At 63.3% G+C, this 24,372-nt stretch carries 21 protein-coding genes and 2 pseudogenes; 11 read left to right on the forward strand and 12 right to left on the reverse strand.

The window, feature by feature from the left end:
- Positions 1-105: 105 nt before the first annotated feature.
- Entirely contained in the window at positions 106-1,398 is a 1,293-nt protein-coding gene (locus QIY50_10685; protein ID WGV22585.1) for a sigma 54-interacting transcriptional regulator, read from the reverse strand.
- Positions 1,399-1,620: 222 nt separating this feature from the next.
- Here QIY50_10685 and QIY50_10690 point away from each other — a divergent pair, with 222 nt between their 5' ends.
- From QIY50_10690 to QIY50_10700, 3 genes are read left to right on the forward strand one after another with little or no spacing between them, the layout of a single operon-like run.
- On the forward strand, positions 1,621-2,505 hold the full coding sequence (locus QIY50_10690; protein ID WGV22586.1) for an MBL fold metallo-hydrolase: 885 nt from the start codon (positions 1,621-1,623) through the stop codon (positions 2,503-2,505).
- A 39-nt stretch (positions 2,506-2,544) separates the two neighbouring features.
- Positions 2,545-3,813: an FAD/NAD(P)-binding oxidoreductase gene (locus tag QIY50_10695; GenBank protein WGV22587.1), complete on the forward strand. Its 1,269-nt coding sequence runs from the start codon at positions 2,545-2,547 to the stop codon at positions 3,811-3,813.
- Entirely contained in the window at positions 3,810-4,628 is an 819-nt protein-coding gene (locus QIY50_10700; GenBank protein WGV22588.1) for a sulfite exporter TauE/SafE family protein, read from the forward strand. The genes QIY50_10695 and QIY50_10700 overlap by 4 nt, the downstream gene beginning before the upstream one ends.
- On the opposite strand, the gene QIY50_10705 is transcribed toward QIY50_10700, so the two are convergent.
- Positions 4,617-5,504, reverse strand: a complete 888-nt coding sequence (locus QIY50_10705) for a LysR family transcriptional regulator (GenBank protein WGV22589.1) — start codon at positions 5,502-5,504, stop codon at positions 4,617-4,619. The genes QIY50_10700 and QIY50_10705 overlap by 12 nt on opposite strands.
- Positions 5,505-5,726: 222 nt before the next feature.
- Between QIY50_10705 and QIY50_10710 the strand changes: the two genes are divergently transcribed.
- A complete protein-coding gene (locus tag QIY50_10710) occupies positions 5,727-7,373 on the forward strand; it encodes a GMC family oxidoreductase N-terminal domain-containing protein (GenBank protein ID WGV22590.1) in 1,647 nt (548 codons plus the stop codon).
- Positions 7,374-7,471: 98 nt separating this feature from the next.
- Positions 7,472-9,092, forward strand: a pseudogene (locus QIY50_10715) (MFS transporter).
- 320 nt (positions 9,093-9,412) lie between these two features.
- Here QIY50_10715 and QIY50_10720 read toward each other — a convergent pair.
- From QIY50_10720 to glyQ, 4 genes are read right to left on the reverse strand one after another with little or no spacing between them, the layout of a single operon-like run.
- Entirely contained in the window at positions 9,413-10,198 is a 786-nt protein-coding gene (locus tag QIY50_10720) for a lysophospholipid acyltransferase family protein (GenBank protein WGV22591.1), read from the reverse strand.
- 46 nt (positions 10,199-10,244) lie between these two features.
- Entirely contained in the window at positions 10,245-10,772 is a 528-nt protein-coding gene (gmhB, locus tag QIY50_10725) for a D-glycero-beta-D-manno-heptose 1,7-bisphosphate 7-phosphatase (protein WGV22592.1), read from the reverse strand.
- Between the two features lie 3 nt (positions 10,773-10,775).
- Positions 10,776-12,827, reverse strand: coding sequence for a glycine--tRNA ligase subunit beta (gene glyS / locus QIY50_10730; protein ID WGV22593.1), 2,052 nt, complete (start codon positions 12,825-12,827; stop codon positions 10,776-10,778).
- On the reverse strand, positions 12,824-13,771 hold the full coding sequence (gene glyQ / locus QIY50_10735; GenBank protein WGV22594.1) for a glycine--tRNA ligase subunit alpha: 948 nt from the start codon (positions 13,769-13,771) through the stop codon (positions 12,824-12,826). The genes glyS and glyQ overlap by 4 nt, the downstream gene beginning before the upstream one ends.
- A gap of 83 nt (positions 13,772-13,854) precedes the next feature.
- On the opposite strand from glyQ, the gene QIY50_10740 reads away from it, so the two are divergent.
- Both QIY50_10740 and QIY50_10745 read left to right on the forward strand, forming a co-directional pair.
- Positions 13,855-14,406 carry a DNA-3-methyladenine glycosylase I gene (locus tag QIY50_10740; protein WGV22595.1) on the forward strand — a complete coding sequence of 184 codons (552 nt, stop codon included), beginning with the start codon at positions 13,855-13,857 and terminating at the stop codon, positions 14,404-14,406.
- Positions 14,407-14,447: 41 nt separating this feature from the next.
- On the forward strand, positions 14,448-15,335 hold the full coding sequence (locus QIY50_10745; protein ID WGV22596.1) for a lysophospholipid acyltransferase: 888 nt from the start codon (positions 14,448-14,450) through the stop codon (positions 15,333-15,335).
- Between the two features lie 180 nt (positions 15,336-15,515).
- On the opposite strand, the gene QIY50_10750 is transcribed toward QIY50_10745, so the two are convergent.
- From QIY50_10750 to def, 5 genes are read right to left on the reverse strand one after another with little or no spacing between them, the layout of a single operon-like run.
- Positions 15,516-15,824, reverse strand: a complete 309-nt coding sequence (locus QIY50_10750; protein WGV22597.1) for a tetratricopeptide repeat protein — start codon at positions 15,822-15,824, stop codon at positions 15,516-15,518.
- A gap of 11 nt (positions 15,825-15,835) precedes the next feature.
- A complete protein-coding gene (gene trkA / locus QIY50_10755; protein ID WGV22598.1) occupies positions 15,836-17,209 on the reverse strand; it encodes a Trk system potassium transporter TrkA in 1,374 nt (457 codons plus the stop codon).
- A 24-nt stretch (positions 17,210-17,233) separates the two neighbouring features.
- The gene (gene rsmB / locus QIY50_10760) at positions 17,234-18,544 is read right to left on the reverse strand and encodes a 16S rRNA (cytosine(967)-C(5))-methyltransferase RsmB (protein ID WGV22599.1); all 1,311 of its coding nucleotides are present in this window, start codon (positions 18,542-18,544) and stop codon (positions 17,234-17,236) included.
- Entirely contained in the window at positions 18,541-19,473 is a 933-nt protein-coding gene (fmt, locus tag QIY50_10765; GenBank protein ID WGV22600.1) for a methionyl-tRNA formyltransferase, read from the reverse strand. The genes rsmB and fmt overlap by 4 nt, the downstream gene beginning before the upstream one ends.
- A 60-nt stretch (positions 19,474-19,533) precedes the next feature.
- Positions 19,534-20,040 carry a peptide deformylase gene (gene def, locus QIY50_10770; protein ID WGV22601.1) on the reverse strand — a complete coding sequence of 169 codons (507 nt, stop codon included), beginning with the start codon at positions 20,038-20,040 and terminating at the stop codon, positions 19,534-19,536.
- 207 nt (positions 20,041-20,247) lie between these two features.
- Here def and dprA point away from each other — a divergent pair, with 207 nt between their 5' ends.
- The 3 genes and pseudogenes from dprA (at position 20,248) to QIY50_10785 (ending at position 22,301) form a co-directional block, all read left to right on the forward strand.
- Positions 20,248-21,345: a DNA-processing protein DprA gene (gene dprA, locus QIY50_10775; protein WGV22602.1), complete on the forward strand. Its 1,098-nt coding sequence runs from the start codon at positions 20,248-20,250 to the stop codon at positions 21,343-21,345.
- Between the two features lie 42 nt (positions 21,346-21,387).
- A pseudogene (locus QIY50_10780) lies at positions 21,388-21,946 on the forward strand (L-threonylcarbamoyladenylate synthase).
- Positions 21,947-22,043: 97 nt separating this feature from the next.
- Entirely contained in the window at positions 22,044-22,301 is a 258-nt protein-coding gene (locus QIY50_10785) for a hypothetical protein (GenBank protein ID WGV22603.1), read from the forward strand.
- 28 nt (positions 22,302-22,329) lie between these two features.
- Here QIY50_10785 and QIY50_10790 read toward each other — a convergent pair whose 3' ends face one another.
- On the reverse strand, positions 22,330-23,307 hold the full coding sequence (locus QIY50_10790; protein WGV22604.1) for an NADPH:quinone reductase: 978 nt from the start codon (positions 23,305-23,307) through the stop codon (positions 22,330-22,332).
- A gap of 134 nt (positions 23,308-23,441) precedes the next feature.
- On the opposite strand from QIY50_10790, the gene hemF reads away from it, so the two are divergent.
- Complete coding sequence (gene hemF / locus QIY50_10795) at positions 23,442-24,353, forward strand: oxygen-dependent coproporphyrinogen oxidase (protein WGV22605.1); 912 nt, start codon at positions 23,442-23,444, stop codon at positions 24,351-24,353.
- Positions 24,354-24,372 lie beyond the last annotated feature (19 nt).

The following is a 24,372-nucleotide window of genomic DNA, read 5'->3' on the forward strand; positions in this document are numbered from 1 at the left end:
CTGGATGGCCCCGGCTTCGCCGGTGTTCGCGGGTGAACCCGCTCCCACAGGATGTGTGTTGCCCTCGGCGATACGCGGACCTTGTAGACCGCGTTCAGCGAACGATTAATTCAGGCCAAGCTCTTTCAACCGGCGATATAGCGTGCGCTCACTCAGACCAAGGTGACGGGCCAGTTCGCTGCGCGAGCCCTTGAATTGTTCCAGTGCCTGCGCCAGCTCACCCAGGTGATTGCGCCTGCCACCTGCCGTGATCGCCCCCGCCGGCCCGATATCCTCCGGCAAATGCTCCGGCCGGATCAGCCCGTCATCGGCAAACAGTCGCGCCCTTTCCAGCATGTTGCGCAGCTCGCGAATGTTGCCTGGGAACGGATGCAGCCCAAGCTGCTGCAGAGCTTCGTCGCTCAGCCTGGGCGTTGGCTTGCCTGCCATGCGCTGCAACAGGCTCTGTGCCAGCAGGGGTAAATCCTCGACCCGTTCGCGCAATGCGGGCAGGCGGATCGGGAAGCCGCTGATGCGGTAATACAGGTCTTCGCGGAAGGTCCCATCCGCCACCATCTGCCGGAGGGGTTTGTGCGTAGCCGAAACCAGGCGAAAATCCGAATGCACCGTGCGCAGGCTACCCACCGGGCGGAAGCTGCCGGACTCAATCAGGCGCAGCAGCTTCACCTGCATCGCCAGCGGTACTTCACCAATTTCATCGAGGAACAGGGTGCCGCCATGCGCTGCTTCGGCGAGGCCGATCTTGCGCTGGTTGGCACCGGTGAACGCGCCCTTCTCGTAGCCGAACAACTCGCTCTCGAACAACGACTCGGTCAGGCCGGTACAGTCGACTACCACCAATGGGCCGTTGGCCCTGGGGCTGCCCATGTGCACCGCGCGAGCGAACAGTTCCTTGCCGGTACCCGACTCACCCTGCAGCAGCACCGGGATCTGCGCCGGCGCGGCACGCTGCAGGCTGGCCAGAGCCGCTTTAAACGCTGGCGCTCGCCCGACCAGCCCGTGTTCCTGGGGCTGCGCCGACGCCAGGGTGATGCTGGTCAGGCGTTCGACAAAGGCCACCACCCTGCCCTGTTCATCCAGGATCGGCCGCAACTCGACATCCACATGCTCGGGGCCGCGTGGCGTGTGATGAATGTGCAACACCCGCTCTGGCACCTTGCTGTGCCACGCCTTGCGCATCGGGCAATGCTCGCCGGCCTGGTCGCAAGGCACGGCATAGTGGTGCGAGACCTTGTGGCATTTTTCGCCCAGCGGCGCCTGCTCATGCCGGCCGAACTGGCGGCGATAGGCAGCATTGGCGGCCAGGATGTTGTACTCGGTATCCAGCACGATGGTTGGCAGGGCATCGTGCTCAAGATAGGAAACCAGGGCTAGGATGAGGGGATGGGCTTCAGGCATGACGGCACCGACTGGATGAGCGACGGAGAGTAGCAAGGACTGCCAAACACTGCCATTGGCTGACAGTCGACTGCCATCTGCGCTGCCACGGTCATCGGCAGTTGCCAGCAAAGGACCGGTTTCATTGGCCCAAGCGCAGGAAAATGCCTGGCATGCATCTTGATAAACCTCCTGGCACTGCCTTCGCCTGTACAAGGCTGGGCGGATAAATTGGAGAACGCGATGATCATCGGCAACAACCTGCACGTGGACGCTTTTTACGACAAGGCGACCTCGACCATCAGCTACCTAGTCATGGACGGCGTAACGCGCAAGTGTGCGTTGATTGACAGTGTCCTCGACTATGACCCCAAGTCGGGGCGCACCTGCACTGCTTCTGCGGACCAGTTGATTGCCCGGGTGAAGGAGCTGCGAGCTGAGGTGCAGTGGGTGCTGGAAACCCATGTGCATGCCGACCACCTTTCGGCGGCGGCCTATTTGAAGGAAAAGCTCGGCGGCCACACCGCCATCGGCGCGCACATCACCCAGGTACAGAAAGTATTCGGTGCCTTGTTCAATGCCGAGCCTGGCTTCGCCCGCGATGGCAGCCAGTTCGATGTGCTGTTCGAAGATGAGGAAGGTTTCCGCATCGGCAACCTGCATGCCCGCGCGCTGCATACCCCGGGGCACACACCTGCGTGCATGAGCTTCATGATCGAGGACGCAGGCGAGACCGCGGTGTTCGTCGGTGACACCTTGTTCATGCCCGACTATGGTACCGCCCGCTGCGATTTCCCGGGGGCCGATGCCCGCACCCTGTACCGCTCGATCCGTCGCCTGCTGGCCTTTCCCGACCAGACCCGGCTGTTCATGTGCCATGACTACCTTCCAGGTGGCCGCGACATGCAGTACGTCACCACCGTGGCCGAGCAGCGCGCCAGCAATATTCATATCCACCAGGGCATCGACGAGGACAGCTTCGTCGCCATGCGTGAAGCCCGCGACAAGACGCTCGACATGCCCGTGCTGATCCTGCCATCGGTGCAGGTGAACATGCGCAGCGGCCAGTTCCCCGCGCCGGAAGAAAACGGTGTGAGCTACCTGAAGATCCCGCTGAACAAGCTGTAACCGCCCTGCTCCATAACCAGATTTCCAGGATTTACCGCCATGCCTGCCTTGTTGTCCCCTACCAATAACGATCACCACAAAGTGGTCATCGTCGGTGCCGGTGCCGCCGGTATCGCCACTGCTTCCAGCCTGATCAGCCGTGACCCGTCGCTGGACGTGACCCTGATCGACCCCGCCGAGGTGCATTACTACCAGCCCGGCTGGACCATGGTCGGTGCCGGTGTGTTCAAGGCGCAGAGCACTGCCCGCACCATGGCCTCGACCATCCCGCGCGGTGTGCGCTGGATCAAGGCACGTGTGCAGGGGTTCGACCCGCTGGGCCAGCTGGTCCTCCTCGAAGGCGGCCACGCCATCAGTTATGAACAGTTGGTGGTGTGCCCCGGCCTCAAGCTGGATTGGGCGGCCATCGATGGGCTCAGCGAGACCCTGGGCCACAACGGCGTCACCTCCAATTACCGCTACGATCTGGCGCCCTACACCTGGGAGCTGGTGCAGAAGCTCAGGCAAGGCCGCGCCCTGTTCTGCCAGCCGCCGATGCCGATCAAGTGCGCGGGCGCGCCGCAAAAGGCGCTTTACCTGTCATGTGACCACTGGCTGCGCAATGGTCATCTGGGGGCGGTGAAGGCCAGCTTCTTCAACGCCGGTGCGGTATTGTTCGGGGTGGCGGATTACGTGCCCGCGCTGATGAAGTACATCGACAAGTACGGCGTGGACCTGAATTTTTCCCACCGCCTGGTCGCCGTGGACGGCCCGAACAAGCGCGCCACCTTCCTGCGCACCTTGGCCGATGGCAGCAGCGAAACCCTTATCGAGGCCTTCGACATGCTGCACGTGGTACCGCCGCAGGTGGCACCGGACTTCATTCGTGAAAGCCCGTTGGCCGACAACGCCGGCTGGGTCGATGTTGACCCGCACACCCTGCGTCATCGCCACTTCACCAATGTGCATGCCCTGGGGGACGTGGCCAATACCAGCAATGCCAAGACTGCCGCGGCTGCCCGCAAGCAGGCTCCGGTCGTGGCCAACAATGTGCTGGTGGCCCTTGGCAGGCTACCTGCCTTGGCCCGGTACGATGGTTATGGCTCGTGCCCGCTCACCGTCGAGCGCGGCAAGATCGTGCTGGCTGAGTTCACTTATGGCGGCAAGCTGGCACCGAGTTTCCCAAACTGGTTACTGGATGGCCGCCGACCTACACGCCTGGCGTGGTTGCTCAAGGCACGGGTGCTGCCGCCCTTGTACTGGAAAGGCATGCTCAAGGGCCGGGAGTGGCTGGCACGCCCGCAGTTGGTAGCCGAGGGTGGGCAGTGATCGAACATCAACTACTGGGAGCGGGCCTGGGCGCGATCATCGGTGCCGTGCTGGCCTTGACCGGTGCCGGCGGTGGCATTCTCGCAGTGCCTTTACTGGTGTTCGGCCTGGGTTTGTCGATGGTCGAGGCTGCACCGGTCGGCCTGCTGGCCGTAGGCATGGCGGCGGCAGTGGGTGCTGTGCTGGGGTTGCGTCAGGGCCTGGTGCGCTACCGGGCGGCGTTGTTCATCGCGGTGATCGGTGTGGTAGCGGCCCCGTTCGGGCTGATGCTGGCCCACCGCTTGCCTGACACGCCACTGCAGTTGGTGTTCGCCGGCGTGTTGGTGTACGCCTGCCTGCGCATCTGGTGCAAGGCGGCCAAGGAACTGCGCGGCGAAGCCAATGACGCCCACCGCTATATCGAACCCTGCGTGCTGAACCCGTTGCAGGGCCGTTTGCGCTGGACCCTGCCCTGCGCCCGCGCCCTGGCGTTTACCGGCGCACTGTCCGGGCTGCTGTCCGGCCTGCTCGGCGTAGGCGGTGGCTTTGTCATCATCCCGGCCCTTAACCGCTATACCAACTTGCGCATGGCCAGCATCGTCTCCACCTCGCTGGCGGTGATTGCATTGGTGTCTACCGGCAGTGTGGTCAGCGCCAGCCTGGCAGGGGTGATGCACTGGCAGGTTGGCGCCCCGTTCGCTGGCGGCGCGGTGCTCGGCCTGCTGCTGGCGCGGCCCTTGGCCGCCAGGCTGGCCGGGCCGCGCTTGCAGCAGATGTTTGCGGTGGCCGGTTGGGCTGCGGCCCTGTTGCTGGCCGGCAAGGCGTTACTCGGCTAGCAACTCGCTTTGTTCTGCAGCGCACAGCGCCAGCAGGTAGTCCCACACTACTCGCAGGCGCACTGACTTGTGCAGTTCGCGGCGGGTGCAGATCCAGTAGCTGCGCTGGATGGTTTCACCAGGCAGTACACGCACCAGTGTCGGGTCGTGGCGGGCCATGTAATTGGGCAGCACGGCGATGCCCAGCCCGGCACGAGCGGCGGTTTGTTGGGCGATTACGCTGGTGCTGCGAAACACTACGTTAGGTGCCCGGCAGAAGCTGTTGAGAAACAGCAGTTCCTGGCTGAACAGCAAATCGTCCACGTAGCCGATCCAGTTATGCCGGGCCAGGTCCTCGCGGTTTCGTAGCGGGGGCGCGCGATCCAGGTAGGCCTGGCTGGCATACAAGGCCAGGCGATAGTCGGTGAGCTTGCGGGTGATCAGCAGGTCTGCGTTGGGCCGTTCCAGGTGGATGCTGATCTCCGCCTCGCGGTTGAGGATGCTGACGAAGCGCGGCACCGCCACCAGCTCCACCTCCAGGCCGGGGTAGCGGTCGAACAGCGCATTCATGCGCGGGGTGAAGAACATGATGCCGATGCCTTCGGTCACCCCCAGGCGAATCTTGCCCAGTGGCGTGATGGCCTGGGTGATTTCTTCCTGTGCCAGCAGGGCAACGTTTTCCATGGCTTCGGCGTGCTTGAGCAGAGCTTGGCCCGAGGGGGTCAGTTCATAGCCCTGGGCATGCTGCACGAACAGCGCGGTACCCAGGCTTTGTTCGATGCTCTCGATGTGCCGGGCCACGGTGCTGTGGGTGGTGTTGAGGCGCTTGGCGGCGGTAAGCAAACGGCCGCTGCGCTGCAACTCGAGGAAAAACCGCAGATCGTTCCAGTCGAACATGCTGATCCTTTTTGGCAGTTCGTTCCGGCCTCTTCGCGGGCACGCCCGCTCCCACAGGGATCGCGTTACCTTGTGGGAGCGGGGCGTGCCCGCGAAGAGGCCAGTACAGACTTACCACTGTGCTAAAACGCACAGCGGCTGCGCGAAATCTCGTGTTTCCTCCACGAAATTACTCACTAAGATGGATCGGGACAAGAATAATAATCAGGCCCGAGGTTGCACATGCCATCAGCCGATTCTGTCTTCGACTACGTGGTCGTAGGGGCCGGTCCCGCCGGTTGCCTGCTGGCCAATCGTTTGTCCGCCGACCCCTCCTGCCGCGTGCTGCTGCTGGAAGCGGGTGGCCGTGACAACTATCCCTGGATCCATATCCCCGTCGGTTACCTCTATTGCATCGGCAACCCGCGCACCGACTGGTGCTTCAAGACCGAGGCGCAGCCTGGTCTGGGCGGTCGTGCGCTGGGCTATCCACGCGGCAAGGTGCTGGGTGGCTGCTCTTCGATCAACGGCATGATCTACATGCGCGGCCAGGCCGCCGACTATGACCGTTGGGCCGAGCAAGGCAACGACGGCTGGGCCTGGAAGGACGTACTGCCGCTGTTCAAGGCCAGCGAAAGCCACTTTGCCGGCGCCAGCGAACACCACGGTGGTGACGGCGAATGGCGGGTCGAGCGCCAGCGCTACAGCTGGCCGATCCTCGACGCCTTCCGCGACGCCGCCGAGCAGAGCGGCATCGGCAAGGTCGACGACTTCAACACTGGCGACAACCAGGGCTGTGGATACTTCCAGGTCAACCAGCGCAGCGGTGTGCGCTGGAACGCTTCCAAGGCTTTCTTGCGGCCGATCAAGGACCGCCCCAATCTCACCGTGCTGACCGGCGTTCAGGTTGACCAGGTGCTGCTCAACAACACCCGCGCACGGGCGGTGAAGGCGTTTTGGCAAGGGGCCTGGCACGAGTTCGCGGCCCGTCGCGAGATCATTCTCTGTGCGGGCGCGGTGGGCTCACCCGGCATTCTGCAGCGCTCCGGCATTGGCCCGCGGCAGCTACTGGAACGCCTGGGCATTGGCGTGCGTCACGACATGCCAGGCGTTGGCGGCAACCTGCAGGATCATCTGCAACTGCGCCTGATCTACCAGATCCGCAATACCCGCACCTTGAACCAGATGGCCAACAGCTTGTGGGGCAAGATGGGCATGGGCCTGCGCTACCTCTATGACCGCAGCGGCCCACTGGCCATGGCGCCGAGCCAGCTGGGCGCGTTCGTGCGTTCGAGCCCGGAGCAGGCCACCGCCAACCTGCAGTACCATGTGCAGCCGCTGTCACTCGAACGCTTCGGTGAGCCACTGCACAGGTTCCCGGCCTTTACCGCTTCGGTGTGCAACCTGCGCCCGGCCAGCCGCGGGCGGATCGATATCCGCAGCAGCGACATGAACAGCACGCCGCTGATCGACCCCAACTATCTCAGTGATCCCCAGGACCTGCGGGTCGCCGCCGATTCCATTCGCCTCACCCGGCGTATCGTCCAGGCCCCTGCTCTCGCCGCGTTCGACCCAAAGGAATACCTGCCGGGCCCAACGCTGCAAACCGAAGAAGAGCTGTTCGAAGCCGCAGGCAAAATTGGCACCACCATCTTTCACCCGGTCGGCACTTGCCGCATGGGTAATGGCGAACTGGACGTTGTGGATAACCAGTTGCGCGTGCACGGCATCCCCGGCCTGCGTGTGGCGGACGCCTCGATCATGCCGCAGATTACCTCCGGCAATACCTGTTCACCCACCCTGATGATCGCCGAAAAGGCGGCGCAACTGATCCTCAAAGGAGCTGCCACCCAGACCTATCTGAACGAAGACGCGATACCGACGCCCTGACCACGGGTGCGTGCAGTACCGGCAGCTGGCGGTCAGAAGCTGCCGACAGTGGAACAACAAGAATAATCACTGTGGCCTGCGGGCCGAGGACAGCAACGATGTCGGATTACCTCCAGGAGCAGGGCGCGGCGGCCAGCAGCGCGAGCGGCCGTGAAGAACGCAAGATCATTTTCGCGTCATCCCTCGGGACCGTTTTCGAGTGGTATGACTTTATTTCTCTATGGTGCGTTGGCAGCGGTCATCAGCAAGCAGTTCTTCGCGGGTGTGAATGACACCACCGCCTTCATCTTCGCCCTCATGGCCTTTGCCGCCGGCTTCCTGGTGCGGCCGTTCGGCGCGCTGGTGTTCGGCCGGCTGGGCGACATGATCGGGCGCAAGTACACCTTCCTCGTCACCATCGTGCTGATGGGCCTGTCGACCTTTGCCGTCGGCTTGTTGCCCACCTATGCCAGCATCGGCATTGCAGCACCGATCATCCTGGTAGTCCTGCGCATGCTGCAGGGGCTGGCGCTGGGCGGTGAGTACGGCGGTGCGGCTACCTATGTGGCGGAGCATGCACCGCCTGGCAAACGCGGCTTCCACACCGGCTTCATCCAGTCCACCGCCACTCTCGGCCTACTGCTGTCGCTGGTCGTGGTGCTGGGCAGCCGTTATATCAGTGGCGACCAGTTCGAAACCTGGGGCTGGCGCCTGCCGTTCTTGCTGTCGATCGTGCTGTTGGCGATTTCCACCTGGATCCGCATGAGCATGCATGAGTCGCCGGCCTTCGTGAAAATGAAGGCCCAGGGCAAGGTCAGCAAGTCGCCTATTCGTGAGTCGTTCACTTCCTGGCCGAACCTGAAAGTGGTGCTCACTGCCTTGTTCAGTATCAACGCAGGGCAGGCCGTGACCTTCTACACGGCGCAGTTCTACGTGCTGTTCTTCATGACCCAGATGCTGAAAATGGACCCGGCCCAAGCCAACACCCTGCTGATCATCAGCGTGGTCATTGGGGCGCCGTTCTTCGTGTTCTTCGGCTGGTTGTCCGACCGGATTGGCCGCAAGCCGATCCTGATGCTCGGCCTGCTGCTGGCCACGGTACTTTACTTCCCGCTGTTCAAGGCGCTGAGCCACTACGCCAACCCACAGATCGACGCGGCCAGCCGCCAGGCGCCGATCGTGGTCACTGCCGACCCGCAAGGCTGCACCTTCCAGTTCGACCCGGTGGGCAAGGCGCGTTTCGACAGCCCGTGCGACAAGGTTAAGACCTTCCTGGTCAAGCAGGGCCTGCCCTATAGCTCGGTGGATGTGGCCGGCAGCGATGTAGTGGTCAACATCGGTGACAAAACCATCAACGGCTTCGACGAAGCAGCCATGCGTGCTGCGGTGGAACAGGCCGGCTACCCGGCCAAGGCCGACCCAGCGCAGGTCAACCAGGTGATGGTGGTGGTGCTGATCGTGGCGATGATCCTGATCGCGACCATGACCTATGGCCCGCTGGCGGCTGTGATGGTCGAGCTGTTCCCGACTCGCATCCGCTACACCTCGATGTCGCTGCCCTACCACATCGGCAACGGCTGGTTCGGTGGCTTCCTGCCAACGGTGTCGTTCGCGCTGGTGGTGTACACCGGGGATATCTTCTATGGGCTGTGGTACCCGGTGCTGGTGACCGGGGTCAGCCTGTTGGTGGGTATCTTCTGCCTGAAAGAAACCAAGGATGTGGATATCGACAAGATCTAAGGGCTGGCGCGGACCTTTGTAGGAGCGGCCTTGTGTCGCGAAAGGGCCGCAAAGCGGCCCCGGGGTTCAGCAGCGATGCACAAATTGCCGGGGCTGCTTCGCAGCCTATCGCGACACAAGGCCGCTCCTACACAGATCAGCCACACCTGCATGAACCCATAAAAAAACCGGCTGTAAAAGCCGGTTTTCTTATGCCCCAAAAAAACTTATGCACGATTTTCAGAAAAATGTCATACAAAGAAATAAATAGCTAATTCAACGACTTAGCGTAGATTCAAAGCATTTCATCCAGAAATTGCACACAAGTTATCCACAGATGGTCAGGCCATCTGCTCCTGGGGTTTTTCCTCTGCTGGTGGCAGCGAACCCATGGCCCGCTGAGTGGCTTCGTTCCACGCCGCGGCACGGTCGTTGAGCTCGGCAATGGCCCGTGGTCCGGTGCCGTTGGCGTACATCGGCGCGCCAATCACCACCTCGATGGTGCCAGCGCGCTTGCCCCAACCGGTCTTCGGCCAGAACTTGCCAGCATTGTGGGCAACTGGCAGCACCGGTAGCCCGGCATTCACTGCCAGCGCGGTACCGCCACGGGAGAACTTGCCCATTGTGCCGAATGGCACGCGGGTGCCTTCCGGGAAGATCAGCACCCAGGTCTTCTGCTTGAGTAGCTCGTCACCCTTGCTGGCTACCTGGCGCAGGGCTTCCTTGGGGTTGTCGCGGTTGATCGCGATCGGCCGCAGCATGGCCATGGCCCAACCAAAGAACGGCACGTACAGCAACTCGCGCTTGAGCACCTGGCTCAGCGGCGAGAAGTACTGGGAAAGGAAGAAGGTTTCCCAGGTGCTCTGGTGGTTGGACAGGATGACGCAAGGCTCATCAGGCACGTTCTCGGCGCCAGTGACCTTGTAGTCGATACCCAGGATGGTGCGCACCAGGAACAACGCGCAACGGCACCAGTACACGTTGATGAACTTGTAGCGCTTGGGGAATGACAGGAACGGCGCGACGAAGAAGCTCAGCGAGCACCACAGCAGCGAACTGGTGCCCAGCAGCAGGTAAAAAAGAAAGATTCTGATCGCCTGCAGGATCGACATAGTGGCTTGTACCATTGCGGGGCATGCCCGCCTGAGAAAAATGCGCCCGAAGGCGCACTGTTTAAATTAGTTCTCTGGCGATAGCTGCCAGATCGTCGAAAATCAGTGTAGTTTCCGGAACACCTTTTTCCAGGGTCCGCTCGCCCTTGCCGGTTTTCACCAACACGGGTTGTGCACCGACGGCCAGGGCGGCCTCCAGGTCACCTTTGCTGTCGCCAACGAACCAGACGCCTCCAAGGCCAACCTGGTAATGCTCGGCAATCGCCCGTAGCATTCCAGGCTTGGGCTTGCGGCAGTCGCAGCCTTCGTCCGGCCCGTGCGGGCAATACACGATGTGGCCCACTTCGCCACCCTGCTCGGCCACCAGCGCGCGCAGGCGCGCGTGCATGGCCTCGAGGGTTGCCAGCGCATAGTAGCCACGGGCAATGCCGGACTGGTTGGTGGCCACGGCCACCGTCCAGCCCGCTTTGCTCAACTGCGCGATCGCTTCGACCGAGCCAGGGATCGGAATCCACTCGTCCAGCGTCTTGATGTAGGCGTCGGAGTCATGGTTGATGACTCCGTCACGGTCGAGAATCAGCAGTTTCAAGGCTTACCCCAGCAGCGAAATATCGGCCACGCCCAGGAACAGGCCGCGCAGGCGGCTGAGCAGGGCATAACGGTTGGCGCGTACCTTGGCATCCTCGGCGTTGACCATCACTGCCTCGAAGAAGGCGTCGACCGGATCACGCAGGGCCGCCAGGCGGGCCAGCGATTCGCTGTACTGGCGTGCAGCAGCCATCGGTTGCACGGCCTGGTCGGCCTGCTGAATGGCCGAGTACAGGGAGAACTCGTTGGCGTTGTCGAAGTACTTCGGTTCGACGTGATCGGCGATGGCGCCTTCGGCCTTGCTCAGCAGGTTCGATACACGCTTGTTCACCGCGGCCAGGGCCTCGGCTTCCGGCAGCTTGCGGAAGGCTTGTACAGCCTGCACGCGCTGATCGAAGTCCAGGGCAGAACCTGGTTGCAGGGCACGAACCGACAAGTAGGTGGCCACGTCGATGCCTTCGTCTTCGTAACGCGCACGCAGGCGGTCGAAGATGAACTCCAGTACCTGTTCGGCCAGGCCGGCGGCCTTGACCTTGGCGCCGAACTGCTTGACCGCGAACTCGACCGCGCCGGTCAGGTCCAGGTCCAGCTGCTTCTCGATCAGGATACGCAGCACGCCCAGGGCGGCACGGCGCAGGGCGTACGGGTCCTTGCTGCCGGTAGGCAGCATGCCGATGCCGAAGATGCCGACCAGAGTGTCGAGCTTGTCGGCGATGGCCACGGCAGCACCGGTGAGGGTCTGTGGCAGTTCGGCGCCAGCACCACGCGGCATGTACTGCTCATTCAGGGCCAGGGCGACGTCTTCCGGCTCACCGTCGTTGAGCGCGTAGTAGTAACCGGCAACACCCTGCATTTCAGGGAATTCGCCGACCATCTCGGTGGCCAGGTCGCACTTCGACAGCAGGCCGGCACGGCCGGCGCGCTGGGCGTCGCCGCCGATCAGCGGGGCGATGAAGGCGGCCAGCCGGGAAACGCGCTCGGCCTTGTCGTACACGGTGCCCAGCTGAGCCTGGAACACCACGTTCTTCAGGCGCTCGTTGAAGGTTTCCAGCGGCTGCTTCTTGTCCTGCTTGAAGAAGAACTCGGCGTCTGTCAGGCGTGGGCGCACGACCTTCTCGTTGCCTTGCACGATCTGCTTCGGGTCGCGGCTCTCGACGTTGGCCACGGTGATGAAGCGCGGCAGCAGCTTGCCTTCGCTGTCCAGCAGGCAGAAGTACTTCTGGTTGTCCTGCATGGTGGTGATCAGGGCTTCCTGTGGCACTTCGAGGAAACGCTCCTCGAACGAGCACACCAGCGGCACCGGCCACTCGACCAGGGCAGTCACTTCGTCCAGCAGCGCCGGTGGCACGATGGCGCTGCCTTCCTGCTGCATGGCCAGCTCGGCGGTACGCTTGCTGATCAGCTCGCGGCGCTCGGCGAAGTCGGCCAGCACGTAGGCTTTGCGCAGGTCTTCGACGTAGTTGGCCGGGGTGGTGATGACCACGTTTTCCGGGTGGTGGAAGCGGTGGCCGCGGGATTCACGGCCGGCCTTCTGCGACAGGATGGTGCAGTCGACCACCTGGTCGCCCAGCAGCATCACCAGCCATTGGGTCGGGCGCACGAACTCTTCACGGCTGGCCGCCCAGCGCATGCGCTTGGGGATCGGCAGGTCGTTGAGCGAATCTTCGACGATGGTCGGCAGCAGGCCAGCGGTGGCCTTGCCCGGGATGTGCTGGGAGAAGCGCAGCTTGGGGCCGCTCTGGTCGATTTCCGACAGCTCCACACCGCACTTCTTCGCAAAGCCCAAGGCAGCCTGGGTAGGCTCGCCGTCTTTGAAAGCAGCCTGCAGGGGCGGACCGTCGATATTGATGCTGCGGTCAGGCTGCTGCACGTCCAGCTGGCGGATCAGCACGGCCAGGCGACGCGGCGCGGCGTATACCTGCTTGCCGGTGTAGTTCAGGCCAGCGGCCTGCAGGCCTTTCTCGATACCGGCCAGGAAAGCTTCGCCGAGGCTGGCGAGGGCCTTCGGCGGCAGCTCTTCGGTGCCCAGTTCTACCAGGAAATCTTGAGCACTCATTGTGCAGCCTCCAGCTTAGCCAACACTTCGTCACGCAGTTCGGGGGTAGCCATCGGGAAGCCCAGGCGTGCGCGGGCTTGCAGGTAGCTTTGCGCCACGTCCCGGGCCAGGGTACGTACACGCAGGATGTAGCGCTGGCGCTCGGTTACCGAGATGGCGCGGCGGGCGTCCAGCAGGTTGAAGGTGTGCGAGGCCTTCAGGACCATTTCATAGGTCGGCAGCGGCAGCTCAAGCTTGATCAGGCGGTTGGCTTCGCTTTCGTAGAAGTCGAACAGTTCGAACAGCTTCTCGACGTTGGCGTGCTCGAAGTTGTAGGTCGACTGCTCCACCTCGTTCTGGTGGAACACGTCACCGTATGTGACTTTGCCGAACGGGCCGTCGGCCCACACCAGGTCGTACACCGAGTCGACGCCCTGGATGTACATGGCCAGGCGCTCCAGGCCGTAGGTGATTTCACCGGTGACCGGGTAGCACTCGATGCCGCCAACCTGCTGGAAGTAGGTGAACTGGGTGACTTCCATGCCGTTGAGCCAGATTTCCCAGCCCAGGCCCCAGGCGCCGAGGGTCGGCGATTCCCAGTTGTCTTCGACGAAGCGAATGTCGTGGACCAGCGGGTCCAGGCCGATGGCTTTCAGCGAGCCGAGGTAGAGCTCCTGGAAGTTGGCCGGGTTGGGCTTCAGTACCACCTGGAACTGGTAGTAGTGCTGCAGGCGGTTGGGGTTTTCGCCATACCGCCCGTCGGCAGGGCGACGGCTAGGCTGCACATAGGCGGCGTTCCAGGTTTCTGGACCCACGGCGCGCAGGAATGTAGCGGTGTGGAAAGTGCCGGCGCCTACTTCCATATCGTAGGGCTGAAGCACCACACAACCTTGCTCGGCCCAGTAGTTCTGCAGGGCGAGGATCAGGTCTTGGAAGGTACGCACGGCTGGCGTAGGCTGGCTCACGAAATTCACCTGTATCTGGGGATGCGGATGTAAAGAGCGGGAGTATAACCTGATTCGCCTCGCCCTCTACTCATTGGAGCCTTATGCCACGCTGCTTTTGGTGTACCGACGATCCGTTGTACCAGGCCTACCATGACCAGGAATGGGGAACGCCACAGCGTGACCCGGCGTTGCTGTTCGAGATGCTTTTGCTCGAAGGGTTCCAGGCGGGGCTGTCATGGATCACCGTATTGCGCAAGCGCGAGCGTTACCGTGAGGTGATGCACGGCTTCGATCCGGTGCAGCTCGCCGTCATGAGCGACGAACGTATCGAAGAGCTGATGCAGGATGCCGGCATCATCCGCAACCGCCTCAAGCTCAAGGCTGCCAGGCGTAACGCGCAGGCCTGGCTGGCTGTGGATAACCCCGCCGAATGGCTGTGGTCGTTCGTCGGTGGTGTGCCGAAGATCAACCACTTCACAAGCCGCAGCGAAGTGCCAGCGGTTACCGATGAAGCCAAGGCCATGAGCAAGGCCCTGCAGAAAGCCGGCTTCACGTTCGTTGGCCCGACCATCTGCTATGCCTTCATGCAGGCCACCGGCATGGTCATGGACCACACCACCGATTGCGATCGCTACGCCGCCTTGTTGCGCTGAGGGGTTACAATGCGCGCCTTGCTGAAATAAGGAATTCGCCTGTGGAAAAGTTCAAGGGCGCCCTGATGGTTGGGGTGCTGCGTCTGTTTGCCAAGCTGCCCTGGGGCGCCGTGCAGCGCGTCGGCGCCGGTATCGGCTGGCTGATGTGGAAGATCCCCAACGGCTCGCGCAATGTCGTGCGCATCAACCTGGCCAAGTGCTTCCCGGAGATGAACCCGGCCGAGCGCGAACAGCTGGTGGGCCGCGCGTTGAAGGATATCGGTAAATCGTTTGTCGAAAGTGCCTGTGCCTGGATCTGGCCACCGCAGCGCTCGCTGGAGCTGGTCAAGGAAGTGCATGGCCTGGAAGTGCTGGAGCAGGCCTTGGCCTCGGGCAAGGGCGTGGTCGGCATCACCAGCCACCTGGGCAACTGGGAAGTGCTGAACCACTTTTACTGCAACCAGTGCAAACCGATCATCTTCTATCGCCCGCCGAAGCTGAAGGCGGTGGATGACCTGCTGCGTGAGCAGCGTGTGCAGATGGGCAACCGCGTGGCACCTTCGACCAAGGAAGGCATCCTCAGCGTGATCAAGGAAGTGCGCCGTGGTGGCCAGGTAGGTATTCCTGCCGACCCGGAGCCAGCGGAGTCGGCGGGAGTGTTCGTACCGTTCCTCGGCACCCAGGCGCTGACCAGCAAGTTCGTGCCGAACATGCTGGCCGGGGGCAAGGCAGTGGGGGTGTTCCTGCATGCCCTGCGGTTGCCGGATGGCTCGGGCTTCAAGGTGTTTCTGGAGGCGGCGCCGGAAGAGATGTACAGCACTGACGTAACGGTGTCCGCGGCGGCGATGAGCAAGGTGGTCGAGCGCTACGTGCGCGAGTACCCGAGCCAGTACATGTGGAGCATGAAGCGCTTCAAGAAACGTCCGGCTGGCGAGCCGCGCTGGTATTGAGATCGTTGGGGGCGCTCTGCGCCCCATTCGCCGGCAAGCCAGCTCCCACATTGACCGCGCTGGCCTGAGGTTATCCTTCAACCTGGGGGCGTCAGGGGTTATGCACAGAGCCTAAGGGCCTGCTCGGTCCTTGTGGGAGCTGGCTTGCCTGCGATGGGCTGCAAAGCAGCCCCGGCGATTTCAGACTTTGTTGAGCTTTTTCAGGAACACGGTCATCTCTTTCTCGGCCTGCTTGTCCCCATGGGCCTGCGCCGCCATGATCCCCTCCTCCCAGGCCTTGCGCGCCGCCGCCAGGTCACCCTGCAGCTGATGCGCCTTGCCCAGCAGCTTCCACGCCGCCGAATACTTCGGATCCTGCTCCACACAGCGCGCCAGGTGCACCGCCGCTTCAGCGCCATTGCCTTCGTCCAGCCAGGCCTTGCCCAGCCCAAACCTCAACAACGGGTTATCCACACCCTTGGCCAGCATCTTCTCCAGCGATTCGCGCATACCCTGTTCTCCTAGAAGAAACTCAAACCGACGTGGAACAGCTTCTCCACATCGCGAATATGCTTTTTATCCACAACGAACAGGATCACATGGTCGCCCGATGCGATCATGGTGTCGTCGTGGGCAATCATCACCTCTTCGTCACGAATGATCGCGCCGATGGTAGTGCCCGGCGGCAGGGCGATATCTTCGATCGCTTTGCCGACTACCTTGCTCGATTTCGAATCGCCGTGCGCCACCGCTTCGATAGCTTCGGCCGCGCCGCGGCGCAGCGAGTGCACGCTGACGATGTCGCCCCGGCGCACGTGCGCCAGCAAGGTGCCGATAGTGGCCAGCTGCGGGCTGATGGCGATGTCGATGTCGCCACCCTGCACCAGGTCGACATAGGCCGGGTTGTTGATGATGGTCATCACCTTGCGCGCACCCAGGCGCTTGGCCAGCAGCGACGACATGATGTTGGCTTCGTCGTCGTTGGTCAGGGCCAGGAAGATGTCGGCGTCGGCGATGTTCTCTTCGAGCATCAGGTCCTTGTCCGAGGCGCTGCCCTGCAGCACCACGGTGCTTTCCAGGGTGTCAGAGAGGTAGCGGCAGCGCGCCGGGCTCATCTCGATGATCTTGACCTGGTAGCGGCTTTCGATGGCCTCGGCCAGGCGCTCGCCGATCTGCCCGCCACCGGCGATGACCACGCGCTTGTTGGTCTCGTCGATACGGCGCAGCTCGCCCATCACCGCGCGAATGTCCTTCTTCGCGGCGATGAAGAACACTTCGTCGTCGGCTTCGATGACCGTGTCGCCGCGGGGGGTAATCGGCCGGTCGCGGCGGAAGATGGCTGCCACGCGGGTGTCTACGTTGGGCATGTGCGCACGGATCTGGCGCAGTTGCTGGCCGACCAGCGGGCCGCCATAGTAGGCCTTCACCGCCACCAACTGGGCCTTGCCTTCGGCGAAGTCGATCACCTGCAGCGAGCCCGGGTGTTCGATCAGGCGCTTGATGTAGTTGGTTACCACCTGCTCGGGGCTGATCAGCACGTCGACCGGGATATGGTCGTTGTCGAACAGCTCTTCGCGTGTCAGGTAGGCCGACTCGCGCACCCGGGCGATCTTGGTCGGGGTGTGGAACAGCGAATAGGCCACCTGACAGGCGACCATGTTGGTCTCGTCGCTGTTGGTAACCGCCACCAGCATGTCGGCGTCATCGGCACCGGCCTGGCGCAGCACCGTGGGCAGCGAGCCGCGGCCCTGCACGGTGCGGATGTCCAGGCGGTCACCGAGGTCGCGCAGGCGGTCGCCATCAGTGTCGACCACGGTGATGTCATTCGCTTCGCTGGCCAGGTGCTCCGCCAGCGTACCGCCTACCTGCCCTGCACCGAGGATGATGATCTTCATCCGCTACTCCCTACCTTTTTGTGCTTATCCGCGTGATGCGGCGATCTTGATCAGCTTGGCATAGTAGAAACCGTCGTGGCCGCCCTCCTGGGCCAGCAACTGGCGGCCGTGGGGCTGGCGCAGACCGGCTTCGGTGGCCAGGTCCAGCTCACGGGCGCCCGGGGTGCGGGCGAGGAAGGCATCGATCACTTCGGTGTTTTCGGTCGGCAGGCTGGAGCAGGTGGCGTACAGCAGCATGCCGCCGACTTCCAGGGTCGGCCACAGGGCATCGAGCAGCTCACCTTGCAGCGTGGCCAGGGCAGGGATGTCGTCGGCCTGACGGGTCAGCTTGATGTCCGGGTGGCGGCGGATCACGCCGGTGGCCGAGCACGGTGCGTCGAGCAGGATGCGCTGGAACGGCTTGCCGTCCCACCAGCTGGCGGTGTCGCGGGCATCGCAGGCGATCAGCTCGGCCTCCAGTTGCAGGCGGTCGAGGTTTTCGCGCACCCGGGTCAGACGCTTGGCTTCGAGGTCGATGGCCGTCATGTGGGCCAAGCCCGGTTCGGCTTCAAGCAGGTGGCAGGTCTTGCCGCCCGGGGCACAGCAGGCATCGAGCACGCGTTGACCGGGGGCCAGCTCCAGCAGGTCGGCGGACAGTTGCGCGGCTTCGTCCTGCACGCTCACCCAGCCTTCGGCGAAGCCCGGCAGGCCGCGCACGTCGCAGGCTTCTGCCAGCACGATGCCGTCACGGCTGTACTGGCAGGCGCTGGCGCCGACGCCTGCTTCGGCCAGCAGCGCCAAGTAGGCATCGCGGCTGTGGTGGCGGCGGTTGACCCGCAGAATCATCGGCGGGTGGGCGTTGTTGGCGGCGCAGATGGCCTCCCACTGCTCGGGCCAGAAGGCCTTCAGTGACTTCTGCAGCCAGCGCGGGTGGGCAGTGCGTACCACCGGGTCGCGCTCCATGCCGGCCAGCAGTTCCTCGCCTTCGCGTTGGGCGCGGCGCAGTACGGCATTGAGCAGGCCCTTGGCCCATGGCTTCTTCAGCTTGTCAGCACAGCCGACGGTCTCGCCGATGGCCGCATGGGCCGGGATACGGCTGTAGAACAGCTGGTACAGGCCGACCAGCAGCAGCGCCTGCACATCGGCATCGGCGGCCTTGAACGGCTTCTGCAGCAGCTGCGCGGCCAGCAGGTCGAGGCGTGGCTGCCAGCGCGCGGTGCCGAACGCCAGGTCCTGGGTCAGGCCACGGTCGCGTTCATCGACCTTGTCCAGTTGCGTCGGCAGCGAGCTGTTCAGCGAGGCCTTGCCACTGAGCACAGCGGCAAGGGCACGGGCAGCGGCGAGGCGTGGGTTCATTGGCCCAGCACCTTGCCGCTGGCGAACTTCTCGCGACGGCTGTTGAACAGGTCGCTGAAGTTCAGCGCCTTGCCGCCGGGCAGTTGCAGGCGGGTCAGGCTCAGCGCCTGGTCACCGCAGGCGACCACCAGGCCGTCTTTGCTGGCGGAGAGGATCTCGCCGGGGGTGCCTTTCGCTGTGGACACGTTGGCGGCCAGTACTTTCACGCTTTCGCCATCGAGGGTGCTGTGGCACACCGGCCACGGGTTGAAGGCCCGGATCAGGCGCTCCAGCTCGACGGCCGGGCGGCTCCAGTCGATACGCGCTTCGTCCTTGTTCAGCTTGTGCGCGTAGGTGGCCAGGGCATCGTCCTGTACTTCACCGTGCAGCGAACCATCGGCCAGGCCGGCGATGGCCTGGACGACAGCCGGCGGGCCCATTTGTGCGAGGCGGTCGTGCAGGCTGCCGCCGGTATCTTCGGCGCTGATCGGGGTGGCTACCTTGAGCAGCATCGGGCCGGTGTCCAGGCCTGCTTCCATGCGCATCACGGTCACACCGCTCTCGGCGTCGCCGGCTTCCACGGCACGCTGGATCGGTGCGGCACCGCGCCAGCGTGGCAGCAGGGAGGCGTGGCTGTTGATACAGCCCAGGCGCGGGATATCCAGCACAACCTGCGGCAGGATCAGGCCATAGGCGACCACCACCATCAGGTCCGGCTGCAGCGCGGCCAGTTCGGCCTGGGCTTCGGCGTTGCGCAGGGTCGGCGGCTGGAATACCGGGATGTCACGGGCCACAGCCAGTTGCTTGACCGGGCTCGGCATCAGCTTCTGGCCACGGCCGGCGGGGCGGTCGGGCTGGGTGTAGACGGCCACGATCTCGTACGGGCTGTCGAGCAGGGCCTTGAGGTGTTCGGCGGCAAACTCTGGAGTGCCTGCAAAGACGATGCGCATGGAGTTCTCGCTTCAAAAAAGAAAAAGGCTTGCCGGAGCAAGCCTTCTGGAAGGTAGGGATCAGGCTTGCTGGCGGTGCTGCTTTTCCAGCTTCTTCTTGATCCGGTCGCGCTTTAGCTGCGACAGGTAGTCGACGAACAGCTTGCCGTTGAGGTGATCGAATTCGTGCTGCACACACACCGCCAGCAGGCCTTCGCATTCCAGCTCGTAGGGCTTGCCGTCGCGGTCCTGGGCCTTGACCCGCACACGCAGCGGGCGGTCGACGTTCTCGTAGAAGCCCGGTACCGACAGGCAGCCTTCCTGGTACTGACCCATGTCGTGGGTCAGCTCTTCGACCGTGGGGTTGATGAAGACGCGTGGCTCGCTGCGGTCTTCACTGAGGTCCATGACCACGACCTGCTTGTGCACGTTGACCTGGGTGGCCGCCAGGCCGATGCCAGGGGCTTCGTACATGGTTTCAAACATGTCGTCGATCAGCTGACGCAGGGCGTCGTCGAACTCCGTCACCGGTTTGGCGATGGTGCGCAGGCGCGGGTCCGGGAATTCGAGAATGTTCAAGATGGCCATAAGGTCAGGCAGTCACTGTGCGTTCGGTTGAAAACTGAGCACACATAATAAAGGGAAACGGGGAATTCAGCACCTGCGAAAGCTCGTCTAGGGTTTTCAGGGCCAGCTTATAGCCCATTCGATGGACAGGTTGTCAAAGCGTTATCAACAAAGTTATCCACAGTTTGTGCCACGTCGCTGGCCCCGTTTTGATCAAGGATGATCCTCATGCAAACCTACCATTCGTCGCCTCTTGCGCCTGCCGAACTGGAGGCAAGATTACGCCTGCACCGGCTGCCGGAAACAGGATTGCGTCGCTTCAACACCTTGCTGGAGGCCTTTGGCAGTGCGTCTTCGGCATTGTGTGCACCGGCCGGCGCATGGCGCGCATTGGGCATACCACAGGCCACCATTGATGCCCGGCGCAGTGCCGAAGTGCGTGAAGGTGCACTGGCTGCAATGGCCTGGCTAGAGCGCCCGGGCCAGCATTTACTGATGTGGGATGGCCCTGGCTACCCGCCACTGTTGGCGGAGACCGATGATGCCCCACCGCTGCTGTTCGTCGCTGGCGACCCTGCTTTGCTCGAGCGTCCACAGTTGGCAATTGTGGGCAGCAGGCGTGCTTCACCCCCGGCGCTGGATACGGCTGCGGCGTTTTCCCGCTACCTGGCGCAGGCCGGTTTCACCATTACCAGTGGCTTGGCAGTGGGCATCGACGGTGCCGCTCATCGGGCGGCATTGCAGGCTGGTGGGGGCACGATTGGCGTGCTCGGCACGGGGTTGCAAAAACTTTATCCACAGCGCCACCAGTCGCTTGCGCAAGCGATGATCGACAATGGCGGCGCGCTGGTTTCCGAGTACCCGCTGGATGCCGGGCCGTTGCCCGGCAACTTCCCGCGGCGCAATCGCATCATCAGCGGCTTGTCGCTGGGCGTGCTGGTGGTTGAAGCCAGCCTGGCCAGTGGTTCGCTGATCACCGCACGCCTGGCCGCCGAGCAAGGCCGCGAGGTGTATGCCATTCCGGGCTCCATTCACCACCCCGGGAGCAAAGGCTGCCATCAATTGATCCGTGACGGCGCGCTGCTGGTGGAAAGCGTGGAGCAGATCCTGGAGAGCCTGCAAGGCTGGCAGAACCTGCCGCCTGCGGTTGTGGATAAATTCGACCATCCGCTGCTCGCCCTGCTGCATGCCGCGCCGCAAACCAGTGAAAGCCTGGCCCATTGCAGCGAGCAGCCCTTGGCCGAGGTGCTGGCGCAACTGACCGAACTGGAGTTGCAGGGCCGGGTCAGCAATGAAGCCGGGCGTTGGTTTGCCCGCGCGGGCTAAGTACACTGCTCACAAGCAAGGTTTATAGGCGGAGTGACAGAAATGGTGAGCAGTTTTCGTGTGCAACAAGCCGCACGTGAGATCCGGGCGGGCGCGGTGATCGCCTACCCGACGGAAGCGGTCTGGGGCCTGGGCTGTGACCCGTGGAACGAGGACGCGGTGTATCGCCTGCTGGCGCTGAAGTCGCGGCCTGTGGATAAAGGGCTGATTCTGGTCGCCGACAACATCCGCCAGTTCGACTTTTTTGTTCGAGGATTTTCCCGAAGACTGGATCGACCGCATGGGCAGCACCTGGCCGGGGCCGAACACCTGGCTGGTGCCGCACCAGGACCTGTTGCCCGAGTGGGTGACCGGGGAGCATGACACCGTGGCGCTGCGGGTCAGCGATCACCCGGTGGTACGCGAGCTGTGTGCGTTGGTGGGGCCGTTGATTTCCACTTCGTGCAACCCGGGCGGGCGCCCGGCGGCGAAGACCCGGTTGCGGGTGGAGCAGTACTTCCATGGCCAGCTGGACCTGGTGCTCGGTGGGGCGCTGGGGGGGCGGAAGAATCCGAGTGTGATTCGGAACCTGGCTACTGGCGAAGTCGTTCGTCCAGGCTGATACCGCTGGCGAGGGCTTCGCCCTCGATCGCCGGCAAGCCAGCTCCCACAGGTACTGCACATGACTTGAAATCGGCGCGGTCGGTGTGGGAGCTGGCTTGCCGGCGATTGGGCCGCAAAGCGGCCCGAGAATCTACATTTCCGCCGAGGACGCCTTGGTCCATGTAGGCCTGTACCTGCGCGGTGCATATGAAACGGGCTCCAAAGCCCTCGAATACCTGCGCGAAGAGGGCCGTGGCATGTACTGGTCGAGCCTGCATTCCATAGAACCGGCGGAGGGGTTGGTGGAGGCGATTCTCGATGGCATCGAGTCGTCACCGACCCCCCGTCCCCCACAGGGATGGCACAGCACTTAAGATCGGTGCAGTACCTGTATGAGTGAACTCAAGGAAGCAGAATTGTAGAACCCACAGTCCGCCGCGCCGACAGCTCCGCCTGCGCCTTGGCCGCCTCATTCAGCGGATACCGCTGCTGAATATCTACAACCAGCTTCCCACTGCCAATCATCGCAAACAGGTCATCAGCCATGGCCTGCGTGTTCTCGGCATTATTCGCATAGGTCGCCAACGTCGGCCGGGTCACATACAGCGAACCCTTCTGCGCCAGAATCCCCAGGTTTACCCCGCTCACCGCACCGGAAGCATTACCAAAGCTCACCATCAACCCACGCGGCTGCAGGCAGTCCAGCGAAGTCAGCCAAGTGTCGGCACCCACGCCGTCATACACCACCGGGCATTTCTTGCCATCGGTCAGCTCCAGCACCCGCTGGGCCACGTCCTCACGGCTGTAGTCGATAGTCGCCCACGCCCCCAGCGCCTTGGCCCGCTCGGCCTTTTCGGCAGAACTCACGGTCCCGATCAGCTTGGCGCCCAAGGCCTTGGCCCATTGGCAGGCAAGCGAGCCCACACCACCGGCTGCGGCGTGGAACAGGATCACGTCACCTGGCTTGACCTCGTAGGTCTGCTTCAGCAGGTACTGCACGGTCAAACCCTTGAGCATCACCGCCGCCGCCTGTTCGAAGCTGATGTTGTCGGGCAGCTTCACCAGGTTGGCTTCCGGCAGCGTATGCACCTCGCTATACGCGCCTAACGGGCCGCCGGCATGGGCCACGCGGTCACCCATTTTCAGCCGGGTCACACCCTCGCCCACGGCCTCGACCACGCCAGCCGCTTCTGTACCCAGCCCCGAAGGCAAGGATGGCGGTGCATACAGCCCGCTGCGGAAGTAGGTATCGATGAAGTTCAGGCCGATCGCATGGTTACGCACACGCACCTGCTGTGGCCCTGGCGGGGCTGGTTCGAACTCCACAAACTGCAGCACTTCCGGGCCGCCATGCTGGCTGAACTGGATACGCTTGGCCATCTCGCACTCCTGTCGTCGGGATCGGGAAAGGCCTTCTATCGGACGCCTTTGCTTGATCGCCGTCAACTGCGGCGCGCGCGTTGGCGGTGGTATGCTACCCGGCGAATTCTTCCCTGCCCGTTCCTGGTGACCCGATGACTAGCCGCACCGAGGCCGTGAAAGCCTACCTGCTCGACCTGCAAGACCGCATCTGCTCTGCCCTCGAAACAGAAGACGGCGGCGCCCGCTTCGTCGAGGACGCCTGGGTGCGCGAAGCCGGTGGCGGGGGCCGCACGCGGGTGATCGGCGATGGCAAGGTGATCGAGAAAGGCGGGGTCAACTTCTCCCATGTGTTCGGTGCGGGTCTGCCGCCCTCGGCCAGTGCCCACCGCCCTGAGCTGGCGGGCCGTGGTTTCGAGGCCTTGGGCGTGTCGCTGGTGATTCACCCGCACAACCCGCATGTGCCCACTTCCCACGCCAACGTGCGCTTCTTCATTGCCGAAAAGGAAGGTGAAGAGGCTGTCTGGTGGTTCGGCGGCGGCTTCGACCTGACCCCGTACTATGGCAATGAAGAAGACTGCATCCACTGGCACCGGGTGGCCGAGCAGGCCTGCGCGCCGTTCGGCGCCGACGTTTACCCGCGCTACAAGGCCTGGTGCGACCGCTACTTCCACCTCAAGCACCGTGGCGAGCCACGCGGCATCGGCGGCCTGTTCTTCGATGACCTGAACGAATGGGGCTTCGACACCTGCTTCGCCTTTATCCGCGCCATCGGCGACGCCTACGTCAACGCCTACCTGCCGATCATCCAGCGTCGCAAGGGCACCCCTTACACCCCGCAGCAACGGGAGTTCCAGGAATACCGCCGTGGGCGCTACGTGGAGTTCAACCTGGTCTACGACCGTGGCACCCTGTTCGGCCTGCAGTCCGGTGGCCGCACCGAGTCCATCCTCATGTCGCTACCGCCGCAGGTGCGCTGGGGCTACGACTGGAAGGCCGTGCCCGGTAGCGAAGAAGCGCGCCTGACCGAGTACTTCCTGCAGGACCGCGACTGGCTCGGCCAGTAATTCTGTGGATAACCAAGGA

Origin of the sequence: Pseudomonas putida, assembly GCA_029953615.1 — a bacterium.
Classification (GTDB): domain Bacteria; phylum Pseudomonadota; class Gammaproteobacteria; order Pseudomonadales; family Pseudomonadaceae; genus Aquipseudomonas.